The following is a 15,846-nucleotide window of genomic DNA, read 5'->3' as shown; positions in this document are numbered from 1 at the left end:
CTACGGTCGTGCCCCATCGAAGAACCATGAATTGTTGTGGTCGTGAGCCCTGCGTTCAAAGCCGACTTCGTCACAGCGGTTGAGGACATCGTGGCGAAGTATCCGGTCCTCGGCAAGACGCTGGGCACGTCAGGTCCGCCGATGTGGTCCGTGTCAATCCCGATGTCTCGGAATCCAATTGCCGTGGAACCCATTGGGCACTCGAACCGGAAGCCGGACCTCAGCGATCGGCCCGCTGCTCAGGTCGGCGGCATCGATGATCGCCAGATGGCTGGTGTCGCGGGCACGGTCGTGGACGAAGGTCATCAGATATCCGTCGTCGTCGCCTGCGCTGTCGGCGCGCGGGACGAATACTGCCTCCCCGCAGGTGTTTCCGGCGGGCAACGCCAGTACCTGCCGCGAACCGCCGCGGGTGAAGTCGTATTTGTAGATCCGGGAGTGCGACGGTCGCGGGTCCAGCGAGAAGCTGGTGACGTACCCGAAACGGTGGGCAAGACCGACGTCGGCGTCGGCGACCCTGGGGTACTCGATATCGGCATCGTCGAGCGGTTCTTCGGTGACCGTGCCCGAATCGAGGTGCAACGTCCAGCGATGTAACCGTGGCAGACCGCCGGTGAGGTCGGCGGGTCCGTCGCGCCACAGGGTCGGCATGCGGCCCCCGATGACCACGATCGTGTTTCCCGCGTCGAAGGCGTTCATCGTGTGCCACATGTAGCAGGGCTCGACCTCGAACCAGCGCACGTCCCCGCCGTGTCGGTGCATGACCCCGAAGCGGGCGCCGTGCGCGTCGTCCCACCGCCACGGCAACCCCGCGGCCGCGGCGACCGGATCGAAGACGACCGGTAGATCCAGAAAGACCACCGACGTGGCGGTGATCGCGAAGTCGTGCATCATCGTGGCCCGCGGGACGGCTATCTCTTTGGCCTGTAACAATTCTCCGGTTTCCGCTGCCCGGTAGTAGGTCAGGAACGGGGGACGTTGCCGGGAACCGAAGAACACCAACTCCCCGGTTGTCGGGCAGATCTTCGGATGTGCCGTCATCGGTGTGCGTAGCGCGTCGCAGAAGGTGAACGCTCCTACCGTTTCGAGCTCGGGGGTGATCTCGTAGGGAAAACCGCCCTCCTCGAGCGCTAGTATCCGGCCTGCATGGGCCACCACGTGGGTGTTCGCCGTGGTGACGCCGAAATCTACTGTGCCGCTGACCGGGTCGAAGGCCAGCTCGAACCGGGACTTGCCAGGATTGGCCGCCAGCGGGGTCCGCACATATCGGTTGCGGTACCAGCCGGCGCGGCCGTCGGCGAGTGCCACCGCGTGCACCATGCCGTCGCCGGCGAAGTAGTGCGTGGAGGTTCCCGTGCGCGGATTCGGTCCGTTGCGCACGAACACGCCATCGAGGTCGCGGGGAATCTCGCCGATCACCTCAGACGGTGCCACGGTTATCTCCTCGGTCACCGGCGCGTTGTTCCCCGTCAGATGCAAGGGATCCTCGGTAGGGCTCGTTGCTGTCATCGCTGCACTCCTGTTCCTCGGTCAGGACGCCAGGATGCAGCGACAATTGGCGCAGAAACAGTCTTGTTCTTCTCGATCCGGTCAGCCGGTCGCAGCAGCCGCAGGTCACAGCTGTGCAGAAATCTTGGCTGCTGGAACCGGTCGGACCGGAATCAGCGCGCGATCGCGCCGTTGCGGCGCGCTCGCTGTTCGAGGCGGCGCTGTTCTCGTCCGAGTAGTGCGCTCAATTCGCGCAGGGTCAGTATCTGTTCGTCCACATGCCTGCGCTTGGCCGCGATCAGAACCGCACCGTCAGCACAGTCGATATCGCGAGCGCGCACGCCCTCCATGACCTGACCGATCTCGCCCAGCGAGAACCCCAGCGTCTGCATTCCTCGCAACAACCGGACGTGTTCGACAACCTCGTCGGGGTAGTCGCGGTAGTTGCCTGCGGTGCGGTCGATGCGGCCGAGCAGGCCTCGGCGCTCGTAGTAGCGCAACGCGTGCCGGCCGACGCCGGTCAGGGTTTCCAATTCACCGATGAGCATGGATCTCTCGCTTGACTGTAGAGCTGGGTCTACACCTTAGTCTCGGTCAGCCGACCCTGAAGGAGCCCGGATGTACCTGCTGGCCGATACCGAAACAACCCTGCCGTGTTCGATCACGGACGCGTTCGATTACGTCGCCGACCTCGAGAATTTTGCGCGATGGTTCCCCGGCGTCGAGTCGATCACCGCCACCGACGAGCTAGCTGTCGGAGTAGTCGGCAAGAGCTATCTCGAAACGGTCATTCTGCCGATAGGTGCGACACTGACGATCCCAGTGCACGTGTGCGAGGCCTGTGCGCCGGTGCGGTTGGCCACGGAAGGAAATCTCGCGTTGCTTCGGCCCCGCATGGAAATCGACCTCAGCCCCGTCGATGCCGAACACTGCGTGATCCGGTGGCGGATGTACAGCCGCGTCGGCACGCGGCTGCTGCAGTGGACCCTGCTGCCTGTCATTGCCATCATCATGCAACGACGGGCGAAGATCGGCCTGCGCAACCTCGCACAGCTGCTCGGCGCCGACCGAGGCAGGCCTCAGCTCGGTTGCTCGCTGTGAGACGACCGATCCGCCGCGCCCGAACGTCGCCGACCAGGCCTTCTCGGTCGTGTCGCTGCGGTCGCGCTCATCGGGGGCGTACGCGAGATCTCGTCGTGCACCCACCCACGGCTGCAGTTGATCGTCGACCCGTTACCTCAACCGGGCGACCGCGGCCGCGGCGATCTTGTGATCGGTGATCGAGGAGGACGTCCCGGATACGCCGAAGGTGCCGGAGATCGTGCCTCCGATCCGGATGATCACCCCTCCGCCGTTGCGTACCAGCGAGTGCGCACCCGACTGCTTCGGGCCGCCCAGCAGCGATTGCCCTTGTTGAGCGGCTCCGGAGAAGTGCACGGTGTCGAATCCCAGGGCACGGGCAGCGTCGGCCTTGCGGTTGGCAGCATCGATCGACGACGTGGGTGCGCCGTCCATGCGAGCGAACCCCACCAACCTGCCCTCGGTGTCCACGACCGCCATCGAGACAGGTTGGCCCAGCTGTGCTGCGGTATCACGGGCCGCCGCGATTACAGCGTCGGCCTGATCCAGCGAGATACTCATGCCTTCCATCTTCCCCGCGTTTTCGGTGCGGAGATCGAATACTTTTTTGCCGCAGGCCTGTTTGGGGTCGCCGGGGCAGTGGGCAGGAAAAGACAAGACTGTTTGTTGCCTGGTCGGGTACGAGCGCGAAAGTCGCGCTGACCATTGGCAATGACACGTCCCTGCGACATCCTCGCCGTAGTGGTGATCGATTCGTGCGAGTCCACCCAATCGTTCGGCGTCGGTCAGTTGGGGTCGGCCGGAGCGGGGAGAGCGGACGGTGGGTGGAGTGCCCGCGCCGGCACCGTTGGCCGCGACATGGCGACCGATACGTACTCCTAGTCGGCGGTGAGCCCGAGGTGGGCGAGGGCTCACCCGGGACCGGTGCGGTTACCGGTGCTGTAGTCGCTCGATCAGGCCATCCATTCTCGCGGCAGTGGCGAGCGGGACTTCGTCATCGAAGCGGACAACGTTGTGGGTATCGACTAGCTGCGATTCGATTCCGGCAGTGAGGAAGGGGAGTCCCGCTGTCGCCGGTTCTTGCCGGATAGCTCGGGGCGCGGCACGTTCGACGTACCCTCGCCGGAGGCAACCTACGGCGATCGCGAGATCCTCGGGGCTTTCAGTTGCCGGGCGGATCGTACCTAGCAGCACGACACCCGTCCGCTTCGCGTGGTGCCGTGCAACCCGCAAGTCGCGGCGCTGCAGGTGCTGTTGTGTATCTGTTGTCTCAATACGAGTCGAACGCTCGACGGGCGGGGATCTGTCGACGGCCGCCTGCCGAGTCGTGGATCGATGGCTGGAGTGCGCTGACCTGCACGGAAGGTCCCGCTAGCGGGTGCTCAACCTTCAAGGCCGCATCGTCTCACTTTGATACACCGCATCAGTGTCCCGGATCACAATCATCTGTTTTCGACGGATGTGACGCGGTGAAAAGGGAGACCTCATGACCACACCTACTTCAGATGAAAATCTCGACGTCTTGGTCGTCGGAGCCGGCTATGCGGGCCTGTATCAGCTGGACAAGTTGCGCCGGCTCGGGCACAAGGTCACGGCGTTCGAGTCCGCGCCCCGGCTGGGCGGTGTCTGGTACTGGAACTGCTATCCGGGTGCCCGGACGGATTCACCCGGACCGATGTACCAGTTCGGTGACGAAGAGCTCTGGAGTGATTGGACATTCAGTGAGCTGTACCCGTCTTGGTCGGAGGTGCGTGACTATTTCGCCTTCGTCGACAAGAAGCTGGACCTGTCGAAGGACATCGAGTTCAACACCGAGGTGCAGGCAGCCCGTTTCGACGAGGACGCCCGGTTGTGGCGGGTCGAAGTCCACGACAAGAGCGCGGATCTGCGGCGGACGGTGTCGGCCCGATACATGGTGGTGTGCACAGGTTTCGGCTCCAAGCCCTACATTCCGGCACTGCCGGGCCTCGGCAGTTTCGAGGGCGAGGCGTACCACACGGCGCGTTGGCCGCAGGACCGCGAAGTCGCTCTCGCGGGTCGTCGCGTCGGGGTGATCGGTAACGGCGCTTCAGGCGTCCAGGTGATGCAAGAGGCCGCCGGGTTCGCCAGCGACGTGACGCTGTTCCAGCGAACCCCGAACTTGGCCCTGCCGATGCGCCAGCGACCCTCGACTCCCGAGGACGCGCAATTGGCCGAGGCGATGGCTTCGCGCAACAACCATTTCGCCGGTGTCGACTACGACTTCCTCGAGCAGGCGACTCCCGATGTGTCCGACGAGGAGCGCGAAGCGACCTACGAAAAGCTCTGGGAGATGGGTGGATTCCGGCCCTGGCTCGGGAACTTCAACGACTTGTTCTTCGATCTCGACAGCAACCGGCTGTTCTACAATTTCTGGCGCGACAAGACACGCGCGCGGATCAAGAACCCGGATCTATGGGAAATCCTCGCCCCGACCGAGCCGCCCCATCCTTTCGGCGTCAAACGCCCGTCTCTGGAACAGCGATACTACGAGATCTTCAACCAGGACAACGTGCATGTCGTCGACCTGCAGGCGAACCCGATCGTCGAGGTGACGCCGAAGGGTTTGCGCACCGCCGACGGCACCGAACACGAACTCGACCTGCTCGTACTCGCGACCGGCTTCGACGCCGTCACCGGAGGCATCACCGCCATCGACATCCGCAATGCCGCAGGGGAGTCGATCGCCGATTCCTTCGCCGACGGCGCGCATACAGCGCTGGGGTCGGCGACAGCCGGCTTCCCGAATCTCCTGTTCGTGTACGGCCCACAGAGTCCGTCGGCATTCTGCAACGGGCCGACCGCGGCCGAGGCGCAGGGGGAGTGGATCGTCGAGTTCCTCGATTACCTGCATCGAAACAACATCACCCGCATCGAAGCCACTGTCGAGGCCGAACAGCGTTGGGGCACGACGATCGACGAAATCTCGGCGGCCGCACTGTTTTCCCACGCGAAGTCGTGGTACATGGGCGCCAATATCCCGGGAAAGAAGGTGCAGATGCTGATGTACCCGGGTGGCCTGCCGGGCTTCTTGGCCGAGGTGAACGCGTCCGCGGCTCAGGGCTATCCGGAATTCGTCACCGCGTGAACGAATTCCGACCGAGTGCAGCTGTGCGAGGAGAGAGAAGATGGGCACAAGTCTCAATTTTGTGACCGATGTAGTCGCGGGACCGTTATCACCGGTCGCACGGGATAAACCGGCCATCGCCTGCGGTAACGAACCGGCACTGACATGGGGAGGATTTCGGGACACGGAACTGCGCTACGCGCAGGCTCTGCACGCCGCGGGTATCGTCAAGGGCGATCGTGTCGCGCTGCTGCTGCGGAACTCGACCGACTACGTGTGCGTCTTCTTCGCGTGCGCACGGATCGGAGCGATCGCGGTCCGCGTGAACTGGCGTCTGACGGCGCCGGAGATCCAGTTCACCCTCACCGACTCCGGCACCACGACCCTCGTGTTCGACGCCGAATTCGCTCCCACCGTCGACCGAATCCGCCCCGACGTCACGGTCGAGCGCTACGTCGTGCGCGACGACGGCGATCCGGGACCGAATTGGGCGGTTCCCCTGGCCGAATTCGCAGATGTGGCAGCGGAATCGGCAGGACTACCCATGGTCGCCCCCGACGATCCGGTGACGATCATGTACACCTCCGGCACGACCGGGCCGCCGAAGGGCGTCGTGCTGACCCACGCCAACTTGCTGTGGATCGCTGCCATTCAGGCGCAGCGATGGAAGCTGGACACCAGGACGGTCGCGCACACCGCTGGACCGTTGTTCCATATCGGTGGCTTCGAGGCATTGATCCTGCCCGCACTGACCAGCCACGGTACGGCTGTCACAACCCCCTCCGGCGGGTTCTCCATCGACGGCTTCATGGCCGCGGCACGGACACACCGAGCGACGAACATCCTGTTGTACCCGGGAATGGTCGCCGATCTGCTGACCGCGACCGACCCGAGGGCGATCGTGCCGACGACAGTCGAGCAGATCCTCACCGGCGGAGATGTGGTCTCGCCGTGGCTCTACGACCGGCTCGCCGAGGTGCTGCCGAACGTGCGACTCGATCAGACCTATGGACTCACCGAGGGCGGGGGGTTGAACACGACGCTCGATCATGCCGACGCACACGGTCACGAAAACAGCATCGGGCGTGCGCAATCGATGTCCGAGGTGAAGGTCGTCCGACCGGACGGCACACCGACAGCGGTCGACGAGGTGGGCGAGATCTGTGTTCGCAGCGGTGCCATGAGCATCGGGTACTGGCGACGCCCCGACGCGAACGCGGCCACCTTCGTCGACGGCTGGTGCCGTACCGGCGATCTCGGCCGGGTCAGCGACGACGGGTTTCTCTCCATCGCGGGCCGGGCGAAGGACATGATTCGCAGCGGTGGCGAGAATGTCTTTCCCGCCGAGGTGGAGATGGCCTTGACAAGCCATCCGGACGTGACCGACGCGGCCGTTGTCGGTGTACCGGACGAAAAGTTCGTCGAGGTCGGTATGGCGGTCATCGTGGCCCGTAGTGGCACCACGATCGATATCGGGCAGTTGCGGTCGTATCTGTGCGAGCGTCTCGCGAAATTCAAGGTGCCGCGCTATTTCGAGATCGTCGACGAACTGCCCCGAAACCAGAGCGGGAAAATCCAGAAGGCGGTCTTGCGCGAGCAGTACCGGGAAATCGGCCGGAAATCGAACACCGGCGAAATCACCTCATCCACTTGATATTTCAGCAAGGAGAAAGATCGTGAAATATCACGACATGACGGAATTCAGTTCCGGCCACCAATTCCTGGAAGCGCCCCGCTGGCACGACGGCAAGCTCTGGCTGAGCGACTTCTTCGCCCAGCGCGTCATCACCGTCGACGGCGATGGCACGGTCGACGAGATCGTGGCGATCGACGACTCGCCGTCGGGACTCGGCTTCCTCCCGGACGGTTCGGTGCTGGTGGTCACGATGCACGGGAAGAAGGTGCTGCGGATAACTCCCGATCGCGCGGTCAGCGAATACGCCGACATCTCGGCATTCACCGGCGGCGCGGCCAACGACATGCTCGTGACCGACTCCGGCAACGCCTACATCGGCAACTTCGGCTTCGACGTACTCGGTGGCGAGGAACCGGCACCGACCCGTCTCGTGCGGATCGCGCCCGACGGCGCGGTCGATGCCGTTCCCGGTGATGTGTTGTGTCCCAATGGGCTTGGGCTCACTCCCGACGGATCGACCCTCGTTGTCGCCGAGACGTTCGCCCGCCGCATCACCGCCTACGACGTGCACGACGACGGCACGCTCAGCGGTGCGCGGATCTGGGCCGAACTTCCCGAAGGATTCAGCCCGGACGGGCTCGCGGTCGACGCCGACGGCGGTGTGTGGGTGGCGAACGTCTTCGTCGGCGCGCCCGAGAGCGGGTTCTACCGCGTCGAGGAGGGCGGCACCATCACCGACGCGATTCTTGTCCCGGATGCCTGGGCGGTGGCCTGTGCCTTCGGTGGACCGGATCTCGACGTGCTGTACCTCGTCTGCAACGCCACCTCACTGGCCGAGTTCGCCGAGGGTCGTTCCCGCGGCTTCGTCCGCACCGCCCGCGTCGGCCGGCACGGCGCCTCCAGCGTGCAGACGCGTACGAATTCGCTTGCATCAGAAGGGAAACAAGAACATGTATGAAGGTCGTATCGCCCGCTTCGACGGTCCAGGTAAGCCGTTCACGATCGAGAAGGTGAGCTTGGCCGATATCGGGCCGGGAGAGATTCTCATCAAGGTCACTCGCGCCAACATCTGTGGTTCGGATCTGCACGCTTGGCACGGCACGTTCGAGACCCGCGGACTCGGGGGCGAGCTGCCGACCGTTCTCGGACACGAGATGGTCGGCACGGTCGCCGCACTCGGTGACGGCGTCACCGAGGATTCCAATGGCAAGCCGCTGGCGGAGGGCACCCGAGTGGCCTTCCCCTATTACACGGTGTGCCACAAGTGCCGCGCCTGTCTGTCGGGTCGCCGCGTCGCGTGCCCGCACCTCACGATGGCGATGTTGAAGCGAGCCGACAAGCCGCCGTACTTCGTGGGTGGGTACGGCGACTACTACGTGCTGCCCGCGGGGGCGGTGGTGTACACCATCCCCGACGCGGTCTCGGACGAACTGGCCTCAGGTGCGAATTGCGCACTCTCACAAGTCATGCACGGGCTGGAGCGCGTGAACCAGGGATTCGGTGAGACCGTGGTGGTCCAAGGCGCGGGCGCACTCGGGCTCTACGCGGTGGCGGTCGCGAAGGCGCGCGGTGCGCGAACCGTCATCGCTGTCGACGGCGTCCGCGACCGGCTCGATCTCGCCGCGGAGTTCGGTGCCGATCACCTGGTCGACATCTCGGAGATCACCGAGCCCAGAGACCGGGTGAAGCGAGTACGTGCCTTGACCGAGGGGCTCGGCGCCGACGTTGTCGTCGAAGTGGTCGGGCATCCTTCCGCCATCGACGAGGGCTTGAAGATGCTCGGTCAGTTCGGGCGCTATGTCGAGATCGGCAACATCAATATCGGAAAGACGGTGGAATTCGACCCGTCCCGGTTCGTGTTCTCGAACAAGACGATGGTCGGCGTCTCGATGTACGAACCCGCAGTGCTGTCGCGGGCACTCGTCTTCCTCGAGATGTACCACGACAAGCTGCCGCTCGAGAAGCTCGGCGCCGCCACCTACGCGCTCGAGGACATCAACGAAGCCTTCACCGCCGCGGAGAACCGGCGTGACATCCGCGCGAGCATCGTCCCCTGAAAGGCCTGGTACGACATGCACAACTATGACCGCAAGAACCTCTACATCGACGGCAAGTGGGTCTCGCCGACGGGTGCCGGTGTCATCGACGTGATCGACCCGGCCACCGAGCAAGTCATCGGTTCGGTGCCCAGCAGCGCTCCCGAGGATGTCGACGCCGCGGTGGCCGCAGCGCGGCGTGCCTTCGACCCGCTGGTGACGGTCGCCGAGCGCCGCGACCGGCTCGCCAAGATCATCGAGGCGATGGAAAAGGCGTTGCCCGACATCACCGAAACCATCGGCCGCGAGATGGGCGCGCCTCTGCGGATCGCCCAGACCGCGCACACTCAGCTCGCTCTCACCGCCGCGCGCGGCATTCTGTCGACCCTCGACAACTACCAGTTCGAAGAGCGGGTCGGTAATTCGCTGCTGGTGCGGGAGCCCTACGGTGTCGTCGGCGCCATCACGCCGTGGAACTACCCGCTGTATCAGGTTGTCGTGAAGGTGCTTCCCGCGATCGCGGCCGGTTGCACGGTGGTACTGAAGCCGGCCAACGAAGCACCGCTGTCGCTGTTCGAGCTGGTCGATGCGATCCATGAGGCGGGACTGCCGCCGGGGGTGCTGAACCTGGTTTCCGGTCCCGGTGCGGTGATCGGTGAGCAGATCGCCGGACACCCCGAGGTCGACCTGGTGTCCTTCACCGGCTCTACGACGGTCGGCGCACGAGTCGCGGCGATCGCCGCGCAGACGGTCAAGAAGGTGACGCTCGAGCTCGGCGGTAAGTCGGCCAATGTCATCCTCGACGACGCGGATCTCACCGCCGCCGTCAAGGTCGGTGTCGGAAACTGCTTCCTCAACGGTGGCCAGACCTGCGTCGCCTGGACCAGAATGCTGGTGCCTCGCTCGCGCTACGACGACGCGCTCGAGTTGATCCGCGGCACGGTGACTCGGTACAGCGTCGGTGACCCGTTCGATCCCGCCACCCGCATCGGTCCCGTCGCATCCGAGCGACAGATGGAAACCGTGCGAGGCTTCATCGATCGCGCCGAACGCGATGGCGCGCGCCTGATCGCCGGCGGAGCGGACAAGATCGGCGACGTCGGGTTCTATGTCGCGCCCACGGTGTTCGCCGACGTCGACCCGGACTCCGAGCTGGGGCAGGAAGAGGTGTTCGGTCCCGTACTCGCGGTGATTCCGTACGAGGACGAGCAGGACGCGCTCCGGATCGCGAACGGAACACGGTACGGACTGTCGGGTGCGGTGTGGTCCGGCGATGTCGACCGCGCCACCACGTTCGCGCGCCGCGTGCAGACCGGTCAGCTCGACATCAACGGCGGCCGCCACAATCCGCTCGCGCCGTTCGGCGGCTACAAGCAGTCCGGTGTCGGACGCGAACTCGGCCGCGCCGGACTCGAGGAATACCTGCAGCTCAAATCTCTGCAGCTGCCGGAGTGAGCGCGATGACAACCAACGATCCACTGCTGATCGACGAGCTCGGTTCGATCCAGATCTGGACGATCAATCTGCCGCACGAGGGTAACGCGGTCAGCGGTGCCGCCCTGATCGCGGCGTTCGAGTCCGCCGTCGATGCCGTCAACGCCGACGACGGTGTCGGCGCGGTGATCATCACCGGCACGGGCAAGATCTTCTCCGCGGGCGGCAACGTGGCCGAGATGGCGGACAGGCGCGGCATTTTCGGGCTGGACGGTTCAGCGCAGCGTCGAGCTTATGTCGATGGCATTCAACGAATTCCCCGTGCGATCGGACGTTTGGAGGTTCCGTTGATCGGTGCGATCAACGGCCCCGCCGTTGGCGCGGGCTGTGATCTGGCGATGATGTGCGATTTGCGAGTCGCCTCCGAGCGAGCGTCGTTCGCTGAGAGTTTCGTGCAAGTCGGTTTGATCCCCGCAGACGGAGGCGCCTGGTTCCTTCCCCGCGCGGTGGGCTGGGAGCGGGCGGCCGAAATGACATTCACCGGCGATCACGTCGACGCCGCAACGGCTTTGGCGTGGGGGATGGTCGGCAGTGTCGTCGCGCACGAAGAATTGCTCAGCGCGGCCCGTGGGCTCGCCGAACGGATCGTGAAGAACCCATCCCATGCGCTGCGGATGGCGAAGCGTCTGCTGCACGAGTCACGAAACGGAACACTGGAATCTGTGCTCGGTATGGCGGCCGCGATGCAACCACTGGCCCAGGGTGACCCCGAGCATGCTCGTCGGGTCGCGAAATGGAGGACCACCTGATGGGATTACCGAGGCTGGTGCCGCCCGCGACAGCGGAGTCGGACGAGACACGAGATTTGCGTACGCAGGTACGGGCGTTCCTTGTCGAGCAGCGGGCTGCTGGAACATTCACGCCGCTTGTCGACTGTTGGATTCTCGGCTGGGACGAAGGCTTCACCGCCGATCTGGCTCGACGCGGATGGGTGGGAATGACCATTCCGGTCGAGTACGGCGGACATGGCCGTTCGTTTGTCGAGCGCTATGTCGTGACGGAGGAACTGCTCGCCGCCGGTGCTCCGGTCGCCGCTCACTGGGTAGCCGACCGGCAGATCGGACCCTCGCTGCTGAAGTACGGGACCGAACTGCAGAAGACTGAGTACCTTTCCCGGATCGCGCGTGGGGAGTGCTTCTTCGCGGTCGGAATGAGCGAACCCGATTCCGGCTCGGACCTGGCCAGTGTCCGCACTCGCGCCATCCGCGTCGACGGCGGGTGGGAACTGACAGGCACGAAGGTTTGGACGTCGGGCGCGCACCATTGCGAGGCGTTCATCGTGCTCGCGCGCACCGCCCCGGTGGATCCGGAGAACCGGCACGCGGGACTGAGTCAGTTCATCGTCGATCTCCGTGGCAGTGGCGTCGAGGTGCGACCCATCATCTCGATGAGTGGCCGACATCATTTCAACGAGGTGATTCTCGACAGCGCGTTCGTCTCCGACGACATGGTGTTCGGTGAAATCGGCACCGGTTGGCAGCAGGTCACTTCGGAGCTGAGTTTCGAGCGCAGTGGCCCCGAACGCATCCTCTCGACGTTCCAGGTGCTTGCCGGCTGCGCTGAACGGATGGCGTCCGAGCGCTTTCCTGCAGACAGCGAGTTGGGTCGTTACGTGGCACGAATCGCCGGTCTGCGGAATATGTCCGGCGCGGTGGCCGGTGCACTCCAGCGGCATGAGTCGGCCGACGTCGCCGCCGCGGTGGTGAAGGTTCTCGGCACCGCGACCGAGGGCGATATCCCCGAGTTCGCCGATGTGATCACCGGTGCTTCCGCCGACTCCGACCAGGAGTTCACGAACCTGATCGCCGCCGCACTCGATCAGCGGCCCGGATTCACGATCCGAGGCGGTACCAACGAGATTCTGCGCGGTGTGATCGCGCGGGGATTGGGATTGCGATGACCACGGCCGACATCGACCGCGATCTGGTCGACATGATGGACGCCGTCTTCGCCGGTCATCGGCAGACGGCCATCGAGGTGAGCGAGGTCGAACTCGACCGCGAATTCTGGCAGCAGCTGGGCGAATTGGGATTGACCCGGCTGACCGGCACCGAGGAATCGGGTGGCAGCGGTGCCGGGTGGTACGAGGCCTGCCAGCTGCTGACGGCCGCGGCCCGGCACGGAGTGCGAATTCCCCTGGCGGAGCACGACCTTCTGGCCTGCTGGACGCTGCACGAGGCGGGGCTACCGGTCGACGGCGCGGTGCGCACGGTCTGCGTCCTCGACGACGATGGAACAGCTCGAGGCGTGCCGTGGGCTGCCTGCGTCGATCGCATCGTGGCGATCTACCAGTGCGATAGCGGCTATCGGGTAGTCGATCTCGACGCGGCGGCGGCGACAATTTCCCGCGGTACGAACAATATCGGCGAACCGCGCGACGCCGTATCCGTCGACATCTCCGCGCTCGACGGAGTGACGATCCGGGTCGGCCTCGTCTCCACGTTGCGGATGAAGTCCGCGCTCGTCCGGGCTGTCCAGACCTGCGCGGTACTGGACCGGATCCTGGAAATGTCGGTCGAGCACGTCAACGCGCGAATCCAATTCGGGCGTCCGCTGGCCCGGATTCAGGCCGTGCAGCACCTGATCGCCGACATCGCCGCCGAGGCCGGTCTTGCCCGTGCGGCGACGGAAGCCGCGCTCGACGCCGCCGTCGCCAGCTCCTGGCAGGCGCCGGACCTTCACTTCTCGGTAGCCGTGGCCCGCTCGTGTGTGGGCCACGCGGCATCGGTCGTCGTCCGCAACGCACATCAGGTGCACGGCGCGATCGGTACCACTCGTGAACACGCCCTGCACGAATACACGCGCGCCGCACTGGCGTGGCGATCGGAGTTCGGATCGGTTCGGCACTGGGATGACGAGGTGACGCGCGCCGCGCTGGCGTCGGGCGGAACCGGACTGTGGGCTCTGATCGCGGGGTGATCCCGCGCCGAACCATGACTGAGGCGGTGACGCGCTGCGTGTCACCGCCTCAGTGCTGTGCGGAACCGTGATCCCGCTACAGCTCGCCGTCAGCGAACGAGTTCACTGTCGGTGGCGATGCCGAGAGTGCGGAGCCGACGGTACAGCGTCGCCCGCCCGATTCCGAGGATGCGGGCCGCTTCGGTCCTGTTGTTCGAGACGCTGGCCAGTGTCGAGATGATCAACTCGCGTTCGGCCTGTTCCATCGGGCTGAATCGCCGCAGATGCGCCCGCTTGAGAATCCACGGCGGCAGGTGGGACAGGCCGATCTCACCGGACTGTGCTTTGACAAGTGCCGAGGTGAGGACATCGCGCAGTTCCGTGGTGTTGCCCGGCCACGGATAGCGCATCAGCGCCTGAACAGCCGGCGACGCGCATCGCGCCTGGCGCCCCGGCGCCAGGTCGGCGAGCAACGCCGGGACGAGGTCGGCGATGTCGTCGCTACGTTGCCGTAACGGCGGTAGCCAAACATATTGGGCGCACGCCGCCAGGGTTCGTTCAGCAGCCTCTGAAGCGGCATCGTCACAGGTCACAACCAGTCGGCCGGGTGCGTTCGGTTGCCGTGCCAGGTCACCGAGGCGGCCCAATGTCGCTGTGGGCAGCAGATCGATCCGTCGGATGATCACCGTGTCGCCGTTTCCGAGGGTGTCATGGCATCTGTCGATGATTCCTGTGCCGAGGTCGTTGCTCTCGGCAGCCGCGTCGAAGATCCTGACGCCGCTTCCACGAGACGACGATCGGTGCAGGTGCTTCGCGAGATGTACCTTGCCGGTACCGGGCTCGCCGGTGATAGCCACCGGATCAGCTGAGTTGGCGAGCGCGTCGAGCTGTTCTCGGACGCGCTTCCATTGCGGGCTGCGGCCCGGCAGCGTAGGAGCCGACGGCCGGGCAACCCGCACCATGGAACGCGCTTTGGGAGGGGGTGGACCTTCGTGGGCGAGGCGGCAGACGAAGCCGGGCGCCTCGCGGCCGCCGGTGTCGACGGTCGTCAGTCGGAGCTGGAATCTGCCACTGGCCAGATCGACGAAGCCGTTGTCTCGGCCCATCGACGCGAGCGTAGTGGCGGCGTCCCACAGGACCGCCTGATCGGCGGAACCGAGGTGGTCGCTGGCGGGTGTATTCGTCAGGAAGATGTCCGGCCGCAGGGCGACGACAGGTCCGCGGTGGGTCCGACAGGTCCGTACGAAGGTTTCGAGCAGGGCGACCTGGGCTGCTGAAGCATCCTGCGACAGTCTTGTTTCGATGTGCTTGGCGACCTCGATCAACAGAGGCCGGATCAGCGGGTTGTAGTCCTTCGCGAAACAGGTGAAGTCGACTATTCCCTCGGTGGTGCCGAGGATCGGATGCCGGATGGGGACACCGACACACGCGAATTCGTGGAGGTACTGCGAAAAGTGTTCGGTTCCGAGGACGACGACCACGGATGCCTCTTCCAGCGCGGTGCCGACGCCGTTCGTGCCTGCCAGCTCCTCCGGGAACTCGAAACCGGGTGCGATGTAGGCCTTGTCGAGGGTATGGACGAGCGATTTCGTCCCGACCATCCGGTCGATGATCCGCGCATCCCGGTCGGCCAGGAAGATGCTGTGGTGGGTATCCGACATCGTCTCCACCAACCGCTCGAGCACTGGTTGCGCGGCACGGAGCAGGCGGCTGTCGGCGTCGTAATTTCCCTGATACGGCAGCTCGACGGGCGCGTCCTGGCGTAGCCCGCAGGCCGACGAGCGCTTCCACGAACGGACGATCAGCGGCGACATCAGCGAGGCGGTCGTTGCCTCCGGCGGCGCTGCCGGGGCTTCAGGTTTCACACCGCACCTCCTCGATTGTGTGATCCAGGTCTCTATTGGTCACACTATGGGCGTCGTCGAATGCTGTCGAGTGTCTCGATCTGAGACAGCGGCCGGACCACGGGATTGGGAGAGATCGTTCCTGTGCACTGTTCTGACCTCTTCGTCCGCCGAAACGGCCGTAGATTTCTGTTGTAGCCAGTGAATAGCTACAGAACGGGAGAGAAGGTCATGGCAGACAACATCACAACGGTGCCGGTCAAGGGTTGGGCCTGGGACATCGCG

The 15,846-nt window shown here is 64.9% G+C and carries 13 protein-coding genes; 9 read left to right on the top strand and 4 right to left on the bottom strand.

Going from position 1 to position 15,846, the window contains the following annotated elements; genetic code table 11:
- Positions 1 to 153: 153 nt before the first annotated feature.
- Positions 154 to 1,509, bottom strand: coding sequence for a carotenoid oxygenase family protein (locus tag ACFULV_RS07310; protein WP_378654073.1), 1,356 nt, complete (start codon positions 1,507 to 1,509; stop codon positions 154 to 156).
- 152 nt (positions 1,510 to 1,661) lie between these two features.
- A complete protein-coding gene (locus tag ACFULV_RS07305) occupies positions 1,662 to 2,036 on the bottom strand; it encodes a MerR family transcriptional regulator (protein WP_378654071.1) in 375 nt (124 codons plus the stop codon).
- A 70-nt stretch (positions 2,037 to 2,106) separates the two neighbouring features.
- Here ACFULV_RS07305 and ACFULV_RS07300 point away from each other — a divergent pair, with 70 nt between their 5' ends.
- The gene (locus ACFULV_RS07300) at positions 2,107 to 2,589 is read left to right on the top strand and encodes an SRPBCC family protein (protein ID WP_378654069.1); all 483 of its coding nucleotides are present in this window, start codon (positions 2,107 to 2,109) and stop codon (positions 2,587 to 2,589) included.
- A 132-nt stretch (positions 2,590 to 2,721) separates the two neighbouring features.
- On the opposite strand, the gene ACFULV_RS07295 is transcribed toward ACFULV_RS07300, so the two are convergent.
- Positions 2,722 to 3,129, bottom strand: coding sequence for a heme-binding protein (locus ACFULV_RS07295; protein WP_378654066.1), 408 nt, complete (start codon positions 3,127 to 3,129; stop codon positions 2,722 to 2,724).
- A 925-nt stretch (positions 3,130 to 4,054) separates the two neighbouring features.
- On the opposite strand from ACFULV_RS07295, the gene ACFULV_RS07290 reads away from it, so the two are divergent.
- The 8 genes from ACFULV_RS07290 to ACFULV_RS07255 all read left to right on the top strand — a co-directional run bounded on the left by ACFULV_RS07290 (position 4,055) and on the right by ACFULV_RS07255 (position 13,738).
- Positions 4,055 to 5,674 (top strand): flavin-containing monooxygenase, encoded by a 1,620-nt coding sequence (locus tag ACFULV_RS07290; RefSeq protein ID WP_378654063.1) that lies wholly within the window; start codon positions 4,055 to 4,057, stop codon positions 5,672 to 5,674.
- Positions 5,675 to 5,735: 61 nt separating this feature from the next.
- Complete coding sequence (locus ACFULV_RS07285; protein ID WP_378654062.1) at positions 5,736 to 7,307, top strand: class I adenylate-forming enzyme family protein; 1,572 nt, start codon at positions 5,736 to 5,738, stop codon at positions 7,305 to 7,307.
- Positions 7,308 to 7,329: 22 nt separating this feature from the next.
- Positions 7,330 to 8,247, top strand: a complete 918-nt coding sequence (locus ACFULV_RS07280; protein ID WP_378654059.1) for an SMP-30/gluconolactonase/LRE family protein — start codon at positions 7,330 to 7,332, stop codon at positions 8,245 to 8,247.
- Entirely contained in the window at positions 8,240 to 9,346 is a 1,107-nt protein-coding gene (locus ACFULV_RS07275) for a zinc-binding dehydrogenase (protein WP_378654057.1), read from the top strand. Before ACFULV_RS07280 ends, ACFULV_RS07275 begins: the two co-directional genes overlap by 8 nt.
- Before the next feature lie 15 nt (positions 9,347 to 9,361).
- Complete coding sequence (locus ACFULV_RS07270; protein WP_378654054.1) at positions 9,362 to 10,780, top strand: aldehyde dehydrogenase family protein; 1,419 nt, start codon at positions 9,362 to 9,364, stop codon at positions 10,778 to 10,780.
- A gap of 5 nt (positions 10,781 to 10,785) precedes the next feature.
- The gene (locus ACFULV_RS07265; protein ID WP_378654051.1) at positions 10,786 to 11,568 is read left to right on the top strand and encodes an enoyl-CoA hydratase-related protein; all 783 of its coding nucleotides are present in this window, start codon (positions 10,786 to 10,788) and stop codon (positions 11,566 to 11,568) included.
- On the top strand, positions 11,568 to 12,719 hold the full coding sequence (locus tag ACFULV_RS07260; protein ID WP_378654049.1) for an acyl-CoA dehydrogenase family protein: 1,152 nt from the start codon (positions 11,568 to 11,570) through the stop codon (positions 12,717 to 12,719). Before ACFULV_RS07265 ends, ACFULV_RS07260 begins: the two co-directional genes overlap by 1 nt.
- Complete coding sequence (locus ACFULV_RS07255) at positions 12,716 to 13,738, top strand: acyl-CoA dehydrogenase family protein (protein ID WP_378654046.1); 1,023 nt, start codon at positions 12,716 to 12,718, stop codon at positions 13,736 to 13,738. The genes ACFULV_RS07260 and ACFULV_RS07255 overlap by 4 nt, the downstream gene beginning before the upstream one ends.
- 89 nt (positions 13,739 to 13,827) lie before the next feature.
- On the opposite strand, the gene ACFULV_RS07250 is transcribed toward ACFULV_RS07255, so the two are convergent.
- Positions 13,828 to 15,582, bottom strand: coding sequence for a sigma-54-dependent Fis family transcriptional regulator (locus ACFULV_RS07250; RefSeq protein ID WP_378654043.1), 1,755 nt, complete (start codon positions 15,580 to 15,582; stop codon positions 13,828 to 13,830).
- Positions 15,583 to 15,846 lie beyond the last annotated feature (264 nt).

Source organism: Nocardia sp. NPDC057272 (assembly GCF_042668615.1).
In the GTDB taxonomy this organism is placed as follows: Bacteria; Actinomycetota; Actinomycetes; order Mycobacteriales; family Mycobacteriaceae; genus Nocardia.
The sequence above is the reverse complement of the archived record's forward strand: the minus strand, read 5'-3'. Positions and strand labels throughout refer to the sequence as shown.